Origin of the sequence: Lysinibacillus sp. FSL K6-0057, from assembly GCF_038630885.1 — a bacterium.
GTDB classification, from domain to species: domain Bacteria; phylum Bacillota; class Bacilli; order Bacillales_A; family Planococcaceae; genus Lysinibacillus; species Lysinibacillus fusiformis_F.
In genome coordinates, this window is record NZ_CP152047.1 from 3693378 (window position 1) to 3707922 (window position 14545).

The 14545-nt window shown below is 38.7% G+C and carries 16 protein-coding genes and 1 other annotated feature; of the genes, 2 read left to right on the forward strand and 14 right to left on the reverse strand.

Features of this window, described 5'->3' with window-relative positions; translation table 11 throughout:
* Positions 1-57: 57 nt before the first annotated feature.
* The 4 genes from MHB40_RS18320 to MHB40_RS18335 form a co-directional block, all read right to left on the reverse strand.
* Positions 58-954, reverse strand: coding sequence for a LysR family transcriptional regulator (locus MHB40_RS18320; protein WP_342533164.1), 897 nt, complete (start codon positions 952-954; stop codon positions 58-60).
* Positions 955-1248: 294 nt separating this feature from the next.
* Entirely contained in the window at positions 1249-2214 is a 966-nt protein-coding gene (argF, locus tag MHB40_RS18325; protein WP_205444906.1) for an ornithine carbamoyltransferase, read from the reverse strand.
* Positions 2215-2551: 337 nt separating this feature from the next.
* Positions 2552-3640 (reverse strand): M42 family metallopeptidase, encoded by a 1089-nt coding sequence (locus MHB40_RS18330; protein WP_342533165.1) that lies wholly within the window; start codon positions 3638-3640, stop codon positions 2552-2554.
* 94 nt (positions 3641-3734) lie between these two features.
* Complete coding sequence (locus tag MHB40_RS18335) at positions 3735-4220, reverse strand: dUTP diphosphatase (RefSeq protein ID WP_205444910.1); 486 nt, start codon at positions 4218-4220, stop codon at positions 3735-3737.
* A gap of 105 nt (positions 4221-4325) precedes the next feature.
* Between MHB40_RS18335 and MHB40_RS18340 the strand changes: the two genes are divergently transcribed.
* Positions 4326-4721 carry a hypothetical protein gene (locus MHB40_RS18340; protein ID WP_004226335.1) on the forward strand — a complete coding sequence of 132 codons (396 nt, stop codon included), beginning with the start codon at positions 4326-4328 and terminating at the stop codon, positions 4719-4721.
* 24 nt (positions 4722-4745) lie between these two features.
* Here the strand turns inward: MHB40_RS18340 and MHB40_RS18345 are convergent, their stop codons facing one another.
* Positions 4746-5009 (reverse strand): DUF1294 domain-containing protein, encoded by a 264-nt coding sequence (locus tag MHB40_RS18345; RefSeq protein WP_016994854.1) that lies wholly within the window; start codon positions 5007-5009, stop codon positions 4746-4748.
* A 444-nt stretch (positions 5010-5453) separates the two neighbouring features.
* Between MHB40_RS18345 and MHB40_RS18350 the strand changes: the two genes are divergently transcribed.
* Entirely contained in the window at positions 5454-5639 is a 186-nt protein-coding gene (locus tag MHB40_RS18350) for a hypothetical protein (protein ID WP_342533166.1), read from the forward strand.
* Between the two features lie 19 nt (positions 5640-5658).
* Here MHB40_RS18350 and rplT read toward each other — a convergent pair whose 3' ends face one another.
* The 9 genes from rplT to coaE all read right to left on the reverse strand — a co-directional run bounded on the left by rplT (position 5659) and on the right by coaE (position 14542).
* Positions 5659-6018, reverse strand: coding sequence for a 50S ribosomal protein L20 (gene rplT / locus MHB40_RS18355; RefSeq protein ID WP_205444915.1), 360 nt, complete (start codon positions 6016-6018; stop codon positions 5659-5661).
* A 57-nt stretch (positions 6019-6075) separates the two neighbouring features.
* Entirely contained in the window at positions 6076-6276 is a 201-nt protein-coding gene (gene rpmI, locus MHB40_RS18360) for a 50S ribosomal protein L35 (RefSeq protein ID WP_004226312.1), read from the reverse strand.
* A gap of 31 nt (positions 6277-6307) precedes the next feature.
* Positions 6308-6811, reverse strand: coding sequence for a translation initiation factor IF-3 (gene infC, locus MHB40_RS18365; RefSeq protein WP_012295602.1), 504 nt, complete (start codon positions 6809-6811; stop codon positions 6308-6310).
* 95 nt (positions 6812-6906) lie between these two features.
* Positions 6907-7055 (reverse strand) — a sequence feature (ribosomal protein L20 leader region).
* Between the two features lie 171 nt (positions 7056-7226).
* Positions 7227-9158: a threonine--tRNA ligase gene (gene thrS / locus MHB40_RS18370; protein WP_342533167.1), complete on the reverse strand. Its 1932-nt coding sequence runs from the start codon at positions 9156-9158 to the stop codon at positions 7227-7229.
* A gap of 565 nt (positions 9159-9723) precedes the next feature.
* Positions 9724-10653: a primosomal protein DnaI gene (gene dnaI / locus MHB40_RS18375; protein ID WP_342534801.1), complete on the reverse strand. Its 930-nt coding sequence runs from the start codon at positions 10651-10653 to the stop codon at positions 9724-9726.
* A gap of 27 nt (positions 10654-10680) precedes the next feature.
* Complete coding sequence (locus MHB40_RS18380) at positions 10681-12045, reverse strand: DnaD domain protein (RefSeq protein WP_342533168.1); 1365 nt, start codon at positions 12043-12045, stop codon at positions 10681-10683.
* A gap of 16 nt (positions 12046-12061) precedes the next feature.
* Positions 12062-12532, reverse strand: a complete 471-nt coding sequence (gene nrdR / locus MHB40_RS18385; protein WP_205444920.1) for a transcriptional regulator NrdR — start codon at positions 12530-12532, stop codon at positions 12062-12064.
* 187 nt (positions 12533-12719) lie between these two features.
* Complete coding sequence (locus MHB40_RS18390) at positions 12720-13742, reverse strand: glyceraldehyde-3-phosphate dehydrogenase (RefSeq protein WP_342441194.1); 1023 nt, start codon at positions 13740-13742, stop codon at positions 12720-12722.
* 206 nt (positions 13743-13948) lie between these two features.
* Positions 13949-14542, reverse strand: coding sequence for a dephospho-CoA kinase (gene coaE, locus MHB40_RS18395; protein WP_205444923.1), 594 nt, complete (start codon positions 14540-14542; stop codon positions 13949-13951).
* Positions 14543-14545: the final 3 nt, after the last annotated feature.

The following is a 14545-nucleotide window of genomic DNA, read 5'->3' on the forward strand; positions in this document are numbered from 1 at the left end:
ACGATATGCAATAGGTACAGTAATAGAAAAATTTTTATGTTCGGATAAAATATTTTATCAATGCATTTCCCGCATGCCTTCAAAGTGTCTAGCTGTTTCACAAATCGTCTGCCAAAAAGCTGACGGCAATGTGTCTTTCTCTTTATAGGTTAAAAATATATGTTGATTCATATCCAGCAAATGCTTGACGTCTATCTCCACAAATTCACCACTTTCCAGTTCCTTTTTGACGCAAAGATGTGGTAAAAAGCTTAGATAGTCTTTTGTCCGAATGAATTCTTTAGCAACTTCTAAATGATCTGCTCGTACTTCAATATTGGCTGCCACACCCTCTACCTCGAACATTTTATGCACATAATTCCAATCAAACGCCCCACATTCAAAAAACACCATTTTCTGTTGGGCTAATTCTTTTGCTTGGATAAGTTCATGTAGTTGCAATGGGTGATCACGGTGTTTGACAAGTTTCACGGCATTGTTTAATAAAAGTTCGTTCTCAATGCCATCCCTATGCACATATTGAATAAAACCTAGATGAATTTGGTGGCTTTGCAGTTTTTCTAAAATCATTGTTGTGGAACCTGTGATTAGTTGAAAACGCAAATAAGGAAATTGCTCTTTCCACTTAGGCAATGCATAGGCTAAGAAATACTGGGCTGTCACCCCATTTGACCCAATACATACCTCATCTGTCTCCTGCGTTTCTTCTAATTGCTTCTTTCCTTGCTGAAATGTTTGCACAATTTGTGTAGCAAATGGTAAAAAATCTTTCCCTTTCTCTGATACGCTCACACTTCGTCCATCTCGGTAAAATAGCTCAACCCCTAGCTCTCGTTCTAATGATTTGATACGTGCAGTTACAGTCGGTTGGGATAGAAACAAAGCATTGGCTGCTTTATGGGTACTTTTGTAATGGACAACATATAAAAATGCCTCGATATGATCTATATTCACGAGGAGTTCACCCCTTCATTACTTATTTATCCTATTATATAAATAATTCTTCATATTCTCTATAATTTATAGGAAAACTATGTTTTAATTTTTTGACAAAAAAAAAGTAACCTAGCGTCTCCCAGGTTACTTTACTATGTAGCGATGTAGCCATCCATCTTGACAACAAACATCGCGCGTGGTGAACATCCCTCTGTCTGCCAACCACTTGTATGTTATTCACACGGGCACCCTCTGTTGCCCATGTAAACTCTATCTATCGTACTTCTCAACCCGAGAAGTATATGTCAGCTTTTAAGCTAGGATCGATGCAAGAACCGCTTTCTGTGCATGAAGTCTGTTCTCAGCTTGCTCAAAGATGTAAGAATTAGGGCCATCAATAACAGATGTTGCCACTTCTTCCTCACGATGTGCCGGTAAACAATGCAAGAACATATAATTCGGTTTTGCATAGGCAACTAGCTCATCATTAATTTGATAGCCAGCAAAGTCTTGTAAACGTTTTGCTGCCTCTTCCTCTTGTCCCATGGATGTCCAAACATCTGCATAGACAACATCTGCATTTAACACTGCTTCAACAGGATCATTTGTGATCATAATTGTACTGCCATTTGCTGCTGCAATCGCCTGTGCCTTGGCAATCACTTCTGCATCACATTCATAACCTTCAGGAGTGGCCACTGCGACGTTCATGCCAACGTGTGCTGAAGCTACTACAAGTGAGTGTGCTACATTATTGCCATCTCCTACATAGGCAATTTTAAGTCCTTTTAACATGCCTTTATTTTCTGCAATCGTTTCTAAATCAGCTAATGCCTGGCAAGGATGATAAATATCCGTTAATCCATTGATGACAGGAATTACTGCATGCTCTGCAAGCTCCTTGACCATCGCATGAGAATTTGCACGAATCATAATACCATCTAAATAGCCAGATAATACATGTGCAGTATCATAAATCGACTCACCACGACCAATTTGCAAATCACGCGCATGCATAAACATACCTTTTCCACCTAATTGATTCATGCCCACTTCAAATGAAATACGTGTACGAGTTGAATGTTTTTCAAAAATCATGCCAAGTGTCTTTCCTTCTAGTAATCTTGGACATTTCCCCTCTTTTGTAATCATTTTAAGCTGTGTTGCTAGTTCAATAAGTTCTTGAACCTCTTGACTTGTATAGTCTAGCAAAGTTAGAAGATCTTTTCCTTTTAAACTAGACACTAACTTTAACTGTACTTCTTCAAGTAATTTCATAGCCTTCGCTCCTTATATCGTTGCTGTTGAAATTAGTATATCATGCATAAATATAAAATCAACTGAATTTTTATAATTAATTTTAATTATTATTCATTTGTTATGAAATGTGACAAAAATTCGTCATACAGAATATTTATGCATAAATGTTCAATTTAGATCACGACTATTTTTTAGCGATAGTAAAGAAGGAACTAAAAATGTATGAATGGCACAATGTGTAAAGAATAGATTGCGGGCTTTGTGACTATTGGTATCAGAGGAAGAAATTTTGACACTAAAAACAATGAAAAGCCCCCTAACAAAATTAGTTAGAGGGCAAGTCCATTTCTTCTAATTATTCAAATGTAATTTTATTGACTGCATCACGGTCTAATTTTTTAATGACTTCAACCATTAATTTAACGGCGTTATCATAATCATCACGATGTAGGATACCTGCATGTGAATGGATATAGCGTGTCGCAATACCGATTGATAGTGCTGGTACGCCATTTGCTGTTACGTGGATGGAGCCAGCATCAGTACCGCCGCCAGCCATCGCTTCAAATTGATATGGGATATTGTGCTCATCTGCTACATCTAATACGAATTCACGTAAGCCACGGTGTGAAACCATAGATGCATCATATACAACAATTTGAGGGCCAGCCCCCATCTTACTCGTTGATTCTTTTGCTGTAACTCCTGGAGTATCTCCTGCTACACCAACATCCACTGCAAATCCAATATCCGGCTGGATTTTATGTGTTGTAGTTTTAGCACCACGAAGTCCAACTTCTTCTTGTACATTCCCTACAGAATAAAGAATATTAGGGTGCTTTTCATTTTGTAACGCTTTCATAACATCAATCGCAATTGCACAACCAATACGGTTATCCCAAGCTTTCGCTAATAGATACTTATCATTTTTCATAACATTAAACTCAAAGTATGGTGTTACCATATCGCCAGGACATACGCCCCACTCAAGTACTTCATCTTTAGAAGCAGCACCAATGTCGATAAACATATCTTTAATGTCTACTACCTTATTACGTACATCAGCAGGTAAAATATGAGGTGGCTTTGAACCAATAACCCCAATCACTTCATCGCCCTTACGTGTAGTAATCGTTACACGCTGTGCAAGCATAACTTGGCTCCACCAGCCACCTACCGTTTGGAATTTGATAAAGCCTTTGTCATCGATTTGTGTAACCATGAAACCTACTTCATCTAAATGTCCTGCTACAACAATTTTAGGACCGTTTTCATCGCCAACCTTTTTAGCAATGACACTACCTAAGTTATCTGTTTCTACAGTATCGGCATATGGTGCAATGTATTTTTTCATGACCTCACGTGGTGCACGTTCATTACCTGCGATACCATTTGCGTCTGTTAAATCTTTAAACATTTGTAATGTTGGATCTAGTTGTGTCATCCTTTTGCCTCCTACTTCTTATATCTATTTTATTATACTTCGTTTACCGAAATATTCCTAGCTTAATCGTCTGAAAATTGGTGTATTTCTTAATTTAATAACCTGAGCGCTGACGATTGTAATTTTCTTGGTTTTTTTCAAGATAAGCGCCAACCACATCCTCAAATGTAAAACCGAGATTATACGCTAGTACTCCGTAGTATTGCCAAATAGCTAAATAGCGCTCCTCTGTAGGTTCATGGATAAATGCTAAAATAACACTTTGTGTTTCTAAAAAGGTTGTCGTTAAATCTCTATTTTCTTCTACTACAGGCCACATTGCAATTGATGTATAGTCCTTTAATAAGCCAAGCGATAAGATAAAATGAATGGAATCCACATATTCCTCTAAAATGACTTCACGTGCAGATGGTCCCTTTGTACTCCAAAATTTAAAGCAACGCGTTTCATTGGCAAGCTCAGCTAGCTCCACTAGTAAGGCTAAGCCCTTTTCCTGAAACACATCTTGCTGAACATTTTGTGTTTGCTCGATAAAATCATCAAGCTCTTTTTGCATGGTAAACAATTGTTGTAAATTCATTTTTTTCTCCTAAATTTCTAAAAAATATTTTAAATAAAGTGAAACTATTTGACCTTCCTAATCGTATAGGAAAGAATAACCTTTCTTCAAGGGGGAAATTTAAACATGTTGCCGTTACTAATTCGACTTGCTGTAATAGCGCTTATTATCTATGTATTTTACAAAGCGATTCGTTATATAACCGATCCAAAACGCAAACTGGATGAAGCCTATGAAAAAGGCCAGTATTATTTCTATGATGACGTTAAAAATGTCCGAAAAAATTTCTTTATTTCCTATAAGGGTGCGCTTTTTGAAGGTGAAAAATACCTAGGCACAACAGAGGATGCATTTGAGGTTGTTACCATTTTCGTCGGTGCACGAGATGCTGCAACGTTGCAAGGCTTCAGCAAAAGCGACTTTGAATATTTGCAGCAAGAAATACTATTGAACTACCCAAGCGCCAAAATCAATTGGAAGCAGCCCATTGAACAGCTTATGCGAAACACATCCCCATCATGAGGATGTGTTTCTAATTATTTTTATTTATGTCCACAGTTGTACAATGATAAAAATTTGAATGGCTGCGAGTAGTGGAAAACCAAATGCAAAACGATTGTGGCGTGTTTTGTGACGAAATAAATACATACCCAATACACCGCCAGCTGCCCCTCCTGCTATGGCTAGTGTAAATAACGTGCGCTCTGCTATACGCCATTCATGATTTTTTGCACGCGATTTATCCATTCCCATTAAAATGAGCAATACAATTGATACAATGCCCATATAAGCTAATAATGCTTGTCCCATTCCTTACTCCTTTAAAAACGTGATACTATTAATCTAACACAAAAAAGACTGATGGAAAAATCCATCAGTCTTTTCTTAGTGTTGAAAAACAAAACAGTCAATTGAAAGGTAGAAATGGATTTCCGTTGCAGGCTACTTGCTTTCCTGTGGGCGAGCGCCGAATCGCTTCCTCCGCTACCGCTCCGTGCAGGGCTTCGCCTGTCTCGCTATCCCACGGGAGTCAAGCAGCCTTCCACTTCAACCCACTGACTTTTTAGCAAATGTTTTCAAATAAAGTGAAGGTGTTTACTACTCTTTATGGAGAGGTGTTGTCACGCATCACTTCTCCACATTGAAAATAAGAGCTTATCCCCTCTAAACACTTTGCAGAATGGTTGATTGGAGTGGAGCCAGCGTCACTCCTAGGGGATTTAGTGTCACAGAGGAGACCCTGGAGCGAACGCAGTGAGTGAAGCGGCTCATCGGACGCCCCCTGGAAAGGACGCTGGCGGAACGGAAATCAACCCCTCACCTTGCAAAGTTGCTTTTTCTGCCATTGACATCATCTTTTTTCAACAACATGAAAAGACTGATGGAAAAATCCATCAGTCATTTTTTGCACTTGTCGCTATGCTTTCAGTGCAGAAATAATAGTTAATGTTGTCAACTATTATTTAGCTACTGCTTTTTTAGCAGCGTCTGCTAATTGAGTGAATGCTGCAGCATCAGTTACAGCAAGGTCAGCTAACATTTTACGGTTAACTTCGATACCAGCAACTTTTAGACCGTGCATTAAACGGCTGTAAGAAAGACCGTTCATACGAGCAGCTGCGTTGATACGAGTGATCCATAATTTACGGAAATCACGTTTTTTCTGACGACGGTCACGGTATGCATATGAACCTGACTTCATCACTGCTTGGTTAGCAACTTTGTATAATGTATGTTTTGAACCATAGTAACCTTTAGCTAATTTCAATACTTTTTTACGACGTTTGCGCGTCACTGTTCCGCCTTTTACGCGTGGCATATGAATTACCTCCTGCTTTTCATTAAAAAATGAATGTTAGTATTTTTTTGTAGTCAATTATTTCATGTAAACAAGTAAAGATTTGATGCGTTTGAAGTCACCAGATGAAACGATGTTCGCTTTACGTAGGTGACGTTTTTGTTTCGTAGATTTGTTTGCGAATAAGTGGCTTCCATAAGCACGGTCGTATTTTAATTTACCTGAACCCGTTTTTTTGAAACGTTTCGCAGCTCCACGGTGAGTTTTCATTTTTGGCATGTCGAATTCCTCCTAAACTGTTCGTCTAATATTATTTCTCGTTCTTTGGTTGAAGAACTAAGAACATGCTTCGGCCTTCCATCTTCGGTTTTTGTTCTACCGTTGATACTTCAGCACAAGCTTCAGCAAAACGATCTAACACACGTTGACCAATGTCTTTATGTGTAATCGCACGACCTTTGAAACGTAGGCTACATTTTACTTTATCGCCTTTTTCAAGGAATTTAATCGCATTACGTAACTTCGTTTGGAAATCATGCTCATCGATTGTTGGGCTCAAACGAACCTCTTTCATTACGATGACCTTTTGATTTTTACGAATTTCACGGTCTTTCTTTTGCTGTTCAAACTTAAATTTACCATAGTCCATGATACGAGCGACTGGCGGCTTGGCTTGAGGGGCCACAAGGACAAGATCCAAGTTTACACGAGCGGCGATTTCTAGCGCTTCATTACGTGTCTTTACACCAAGCTGGTCACCATTGTGATCGATTAATCGAAGTTCACGTGCGCGAATGCCTTCGTTTACATACATGTCTTTGCTAATAGTAATCCACCTCCAAGTAGTTGTCGCGAATACATGGTTTGGGCAAAGCCTTGCCCGGTTGAACGGTACATCCTCTCGTCATGTCCATAAAAAAAGGACGGACATTTTTGAAGATGTCCGCCCGCTATATGTGCATGCGCAAGTCTACGCAAAACAATTCAACGTGTCATACCTGTTCACAGCCTTTAAAGCGTTGTATCAGGTGAGAAGCGGGCAGCCTCTACTTCAACCACAAACTTTGTATTCATTAACCTTAATTATATTAGCATGTATATGATAAGCTGTCAAATATTTATTTTCTTATCACTGCTAACATAACCAAAATGAAAATATTCTATACAAATGCAAGATTTATTTTATACAGAAACCCTCACTTTGGCAAGCGAGAGTTTCTAGTTGAAGCTTATTTTGTAATTTCTGCTTTAATAGCTGCTAGGAAATCCTCAAAGCTAATTGTTTCGGAATCTTTTGAGCCATAACGTCGAACATTTACGCCATTTGCCTCTACTTCTTTATCTCCGATGACAAGCATATAAGGAATCTTTTTCATTTGTGCTTCACGGATTTTATAGCCTAATTTCTCTTCACGATCATCCATTTCCACACGTAAACCAGCTGCTGTAAGTTGCTCTTCAATTTGTTTTGCATAGTCGAAGTGAGCTTCATTTGATACCGGAATGACTTCTACTTGTACCGGTGCTAACCAAGTTGGGAATGCCCCTTTGTATTCTTCAATTAAGAAGGCAACAAAACGTTCCATTGTCGATACAACACCACGGTGAATAACAACTGGACGATGAGGTTTACCATCTTCCCCAACATAAGTTAGGTCAAAGCGTTCTGGTAATAGGAAGTCTAATTGAACTGTAGATAAAGTCTCTTCTTTACCAATTGCTGTTTTTACTTGAACGTCAAGTTTAGGACCATAGAATGCAGCCTCACCTTCCGCTTCAAAGTAGTCTAAGCCAAGCTCATCCATTGCTTCTTTTAGCATGCTTTGTGCTTTTTCCCACATAGCATCATCATCGAAGTATTTTTCAGTATCTGCAGGGTCGCGATAAGATAAACGGAATGAGTAATCATTTAAATCGAAATCTTTATAAACCTCTAAAATTAACTGTACCACTTTTTGGAATTCCGCTTTAATTTGGTCTGGGCGAACAAAAATATGCGCATCATTTAATGTCATCCCACGTACACGTTGTAAACCTGAAACCGCGCCTGACATTTCATAACGGTGCATTGTACCAAGCTCTGCAATACGCAATGGTAGGTTACGATATGAATGCATGCTGTTTTTGTACACCATCATATGGTGAGGACAGTTCATTGGACGCATAATTAATGTCTCATTATCCATTTCCATTGGTGGGAAAATGGAATCTTGATAGTGATCCCAGTGACCAGAAGTTTGATAAAGCTCTTTTGAACCTAATACTGGTGTATAAACATGCTTATATCCAAGTGATAATTCTTTATCGACAATATAACGTTCAATGACACGACGAATTGTTGCACCATTTGGTAACCAAAGCGGTAACCCTTGACCTACTTTTTGAGAAGTTGTGAACAGGTCTAATTCTTTCCCAATTTTACGGTGATCGCGTTCTTTTGCTTCTTCTAGCATTTGTAGGTGGTGTTTTAATTCCTCTTTTTTGAAGAACGCTGTACCATAAATACGTTGTAGCATTTTGTTATCAGAGTTCCCTCTCCAGTAGGCACCTGCTAATGATAAAAGCTTGAATTCACGAAGTTTCCCTGTAGATGGTACGTGAATACCACGGCAAAGATCGAAAAACTCGCCTTGATAATAAATAGATACTTGCTCATCTGCAGGAATGGCTTCCAGTAATTCTAATTTATACTCATCGCCAATTTCTTCATAGAGTGCTTGTGCTTCTGCACGACTTACATTTTTACGTTCCACCTCTAGGTTTTCAGCAATAATTTTTTTCATTTCTTTTTCAATTGCTGGTAGATCTTCGGCAGTGATTGGTGTTGGTGAGTCTATATCATAGTAGAAACCACCTTCAATCACTGGACCAATACCAAGCTTTACATCTGGGAATAAACGTTTAATAGCTTGTGCTGTTAAATGGGCAGTCGAGTGACGTAAAATTTCAAGTGCTTCCTCATCGTCTTGTGTAATGATCGCAATTGTTGCATCTTCTTCAATTGGTGTTTTTAAATCCACTAACACACCGTTAATTTTACCTGCATAAGCTTTTTTACGTAAGCCTGAGCTAATGGATAATGCTACGTCATCAGTTGATGTGCCTTTTGCAAATTCCTTTACGGCGCCATCTGGGAAAGTTAATTTAATCATTTCTGACATATTCTTTGCACTCCTTCGTTTTGGTTAAATACATAATGCTTGATGATTGGCTGGAGCCATTGTTTGCATGACTCGATGGCTTAGTTTGAGCGGAGTCATTACTTTTTTGAGCGATTCTTTACTCGATTGGAGCGGAATCTTCATTTTTCTGAGCGGTTTCTTACTCTCTAGGAGCGGGTTAGCCACCTTCGTGAGCGACTTCCCTCTCTATATGAGCGGAGCCACCACTTCTCACAACAATTTCAAAGAAATCTGAGAAAAATAAAAAAAGCTCCGTCCCTCACAAAAGGGACGAAGCGTATGCTCGTGGTTCCACCCTTCTTCCTTCCGACTTACATAAAGTCAGACGAAGCTCAAGGCTAGCTAACGGGCTAGGGACCGGCGAAAGATTATCCCTTTCGCTGCTCAGTAGGTAGTAAATGATGTGCTCACACTAGGAAGTTTTCAGCCGTTGACTTCCCTCTCTATAAGCCGATACACAAAATTCATGTCCTCATCAATGCATATTGATATTAAGTATATGAGTCAGTATACGCTCGATTGTCGAAAAATGCAACTATCAATGTTACATCCGACGATTTTTGCCTTGCATTTCGATCGGCACGGTTAAGGCTTTAATTCGCTCCATAATTCGTCCCGCTTTAACTACCTCAATATCACCTTTTTGTGACTGCGCTAAATGATGCTCTAATTCATCATAATTAAAATTAGACGTAATAAAAGTTGGCAATTGCTCTGCCATACGATAATGGAAAATAGTCCCCAAAATCTCATCACGTGTCCAGGCAGTCATGGTTTCCGCTCCTAAATCATCTAGCATTAAGACAGGAGCCTTTTTAATATAATCTATTTTCTCATTCAATGTGTTATCGCCAATGGCATTTTTCATTTCTCGTAAAAACTCTGGAACGAAAACTACAACAGAGCGAATTTTAATAGACGCTAATTCATTGGCCAATGCACCAAGTACAAAGGACTTCCCTACACCAAATTTACCATATAGATAAAAACCTTTTGCAGGTAATTGACCAGTTTCTTTTGTCAATTTTACAAATTGAGCTGCTTTTTGTGCAATCGCCACACGGGATTCATCGTCAATACTTAAATCATGAATGGTTGCTTGTAGCACATCTTTTGGCATATGCATACTTGCAATCATATTCGCAACATCTCGACGTTCTTCTTCCCGTATCTTTTGCTCACAGCGCACATAGTCCATTTCAATAGAATTCCGAACTACCCTTAATGTCGGTAGGAACCCTTTTAAATAATTTGTACAATGTTCTGTATTATCACAGCCACAGCACTCAGTAGATTGACTAATAAATTCATGAAGCTTAGGTAAATTTCGCTCAACATTGTCATAGCTTAATTCATCTGCATGCTGTGCTAAAAATTCCTGCACATGCGGATGTTCTAAAATTTCACGTCGCATGGCTTCATAGCGCTCTTTGAACGAGGGTACATTAATTGCTCGTTTTAATGGTCCATTTATAGGTTCGATTATTGCTCACCTTCTTTACTATTCGCTTTTTCCTAGCATCTCTAATATTTTTTGTCGCTCTTTTTCAAAATCTATAGTACTAGAGGTAGATTCCTCTTGTCTTTCATTCCGTTTATAAAACCATTCAGGCACTTTTTCTTCACGTTGATATCTTGAACGTCCCTTTGTCTGTTGATTCGTTTTATTGGTAGTTTGGGGCTTGTTTTTCCAAGCTGTATATTTATCATGCTCTTGGCGGGCAAGTTCCATTGCTTCCTTAGCCGTCTGGACATTTTTTCGTACCCAGTGATCAGCAATCGTTTCCACATATTTTTTAGGCAGCTTCATATCTGTCGTTAGCATAACGTATTCTAACAATGCATTGACCACTCCAATTGGCATGCCATGCTGAACGATTAAATTTTCCGCAAGCTGAACAGATGTTTGCAATGGTTCTTTACCATTATTTATATCACGTAACACTTGGACAGGCGCTGTTGTTTCTAAATAGTGTTGGAGCTCCTGATCCTTGGTTTTTAGTCCAGCTTCTGCTGCTGGTAATGGTTCAGTAACGCGCGCAAGTTTGGGCGGCTCCTTAGACACTGTTAATTTATAAAAATCAGCAGCAGCCTTTCGTAAACGTTCCTGAGAAATCCCTAAATCATCATCTAAAGCAAGTATCACTACTTTTTGCATATCAAGGGCTGTTAAATGATATAAAAAGGCCAGCTTGGCTATGGCTTCACGCACTTCGAATGTCAACAAATTGGAAGGAACCAATTGCTCGGACAAACCTGCTTGCAATAAATCAAAATCAAATTGCTCCAAATAAAAAGGATATACTTTTTGTTGTTTATCCTTATGATTCGTATCTACTTGTAAATCTGATGGAATATTAGCATGTACGGGCTTAAAGACATCGATAAAAGCACGAGATACATCCTTAAACGCCGTGTCCTTTACAGGTGACATAAAGCGCTGACGTAAATTGCGATAAGCCTGCTCTCCAATTTTGCTAAACAAAAACATCGACAGCAGCGGGTCTTTCATAAAGCTATCTGCATCTAATGGGCGCTGTAGCTCATATAAAAAACTACGTTCACCAGCATCTTCTTTTTTCCATGTACGCAGCAAACCAATTGCTTCTAGTGCAATACGAGCCTCAAACACTTTACCAATGGGCAACCCTAGCACATTCATTAAATAATAATGTGTCATTTGCTGCTTTGGCATTTGCTCTGCTTCTGCCCATAATGTTAGATAGAGGCTAATTGGCTCTGATCCCGTTAATGGTTGATACAATAATGTAACTAATTGACGCTCCTGTGTAGAAAATGCATGAGGTAGACGAATGTCGAAAGGATCGCCAGGCTGCAATTCCTTATATAAATGGATCAACGTCATTCATCCTCTCTGTTTGCTATGATTTCTTCTCCGTTTGACGTTGAATAATGTCTTTGATTTCCTCAATAAAGACATTGATATCTTTAAACTGACGGTAGACCGATGCAAAACGCACATAAGCGACCTCATCGATTTTAGCTAAACGGTCCATAACCATTTCACCTACATCTTCTGAGCGTACTTCCGAATTTCCAATACGACGAAGATCTTTTTCAATTGACAGGACAAGCTCCTCCAGTACACCAAGTGCCACTGGACGTTTTTCACAAGCACGAATAAGCCCACGAAGTACCTTCTCACGGCTAAACTCTTCTCGTGAACCTTCCTTTTTCACAACGACTAATGGCGTCTCTTCAATTTTTTCAAACGTTGTAAAACGGAAGCCACATGACTCACATTCACGACGTCTACGAATTTCTTTATTATCATCTACTGGCCTCGAATCCACAACACGCGTTCCGTTAAACTGGCAAGATGGACATCTCATATAATTACTCTCCTGGTTTACAACAATTTAATATATCTATTATAACAAATTTCCTACATGTAAGAAAAGTGCATTCACGTTTGTGTGCTCATGATAAATCTAAAGCACCTAAAGTACAAGGAAAGTTTCTGCAAAAAAAGAGCACATTGAAACCTTTTCGATTTCAATGTGCTCTCTATAAAGATTATTACGCGTTTACCGTTTCTAAAGCATTTGCCACTTTTTTCACAAGATCTACAACACGTGCAGAGTAGCCCCACTCGTTATCATACCAAGCAAGTACTTTTACTTTACGGTTGCCTAAAACCATTGTAGAAAGTCCATCAACTGTTGAAGAATAAGTTGTTGTATTGTAATCAGCAGATACTAATGGTTCAACAGAGAAATTAAGAATACCCTTCATTGGACCTTCTGTTGCCGCTTTTACAAATGCTGCATTGACAGCATCAACTGTTACATCTGTATTTAAATCTACTACAAGGTCCACTAAAGATACGTTTGGTGTTGGAACACGAAGTGCCATACCATGAATTTTACCTTCTAATTCAGGTAAAACTAATTTCAATGCTTTTGCAGCACCAGTAGATGTTGGAATAATAGATTGTGCGCATCCACGTGCACGACGTAAATCTTTATGTGGATTGTCTAAGTTCTTTTGATCATTTGTATAGGCATGAACTGTTGTCATTAAGCCATTTTCAATGCCAAATGTGTCATTCAATACTTTTGCTACTGGCGCTAGGCAGTTTGTTGTACAAGAAGCATTTGAAATAACATCATGTTTAGCAATATCAAGTTTATCATCATTAACACCTAAAACAATTGTTACGTCCTCGTTTTTACCAGGTGCTGTTAAGATTACTTTTTTCGCGCCAGCTTCTAAATGCATGGCTGCTTTATCACGTTCATTAAATTTTCCAGTAGCTTCAATAACGATATCTACACCCATTGTCGCCCAAGGTAATTTTAATGGATCACGTTCACTAATAATTTGAACACGTTTACCATTTACAACTAAAGCATCGCCTGCTGGTTCTACCGTACCTTCAAATGTTCCGTGATTTGTGTCATACTTAATCAAATGTGCTAACGTTTCTGCAGGATAGCTTGCGTTAATTGCAACGATGTTTAAATCTTGTTGTACGATAGCCTGGCGGAAAACCATACGTCCGATACGTCCGAAACCATTAATAGCAATTGATACTGTCATTTAAAATATCCTCCTGTGAGTACATACTCAGATTAATTAATTATATACTTTATGGTGATTAGTATAACACAATTTTAAAAAAGATGAACATTATATATTGAGAATATAAAAGTTCTTATTTTCTGAAAAATTATTCTTTATTATGGCGTTTCCCCATAAAAAAATGCGCAGCAAAGTTGGCTTGCTACGCATCGTAAAAGAACCAATTAAATAACACCCCAATAGCGCAGGATTTTTTTTAATTGTTCTTCTGTGTTTTCTATATTTTCATTATTATAAATGACCGCATGTGCACCCTTTTCTTTGACAGACATCGGCAGCTGTGAGTGCATACGTGCCAATGCATCCTCTTTTGTTAAATTATTTCGCTCCATTAAGCGTCGAAGCTGAACTTCTTCACTGACCGATACCACAATGATACGTTCCACAAAATGCTGCAGCTTACTCTCAAATAACAATGGGATGTCCATCACAACATGCTCATGTCCTGCCTCTAAATAGGCATCACGCTGACGTAACATTTCTTTTCTGATTGCTGGATGCATAATATCATTTAACGTTTTGCGTTTGGCAGGCTCATGGAAAATGATATCTCCAAGCATTGTTCGATTTAAATGGCCGTCCTCAAGCAAGATAGCTTGTCCGAAGCTTTCAGCTATGAGGGCTAATGTCTCCGTTCCAGGTTCTACGACATCTCGTGCTACAATATCCGCATCAACAATCGGTAATCCCAGTTCGCTCATCATTTTAGCTACTGTACTTTTTCCACTTGCAATACTTCCTGTAAGTCCGATAATCATTGC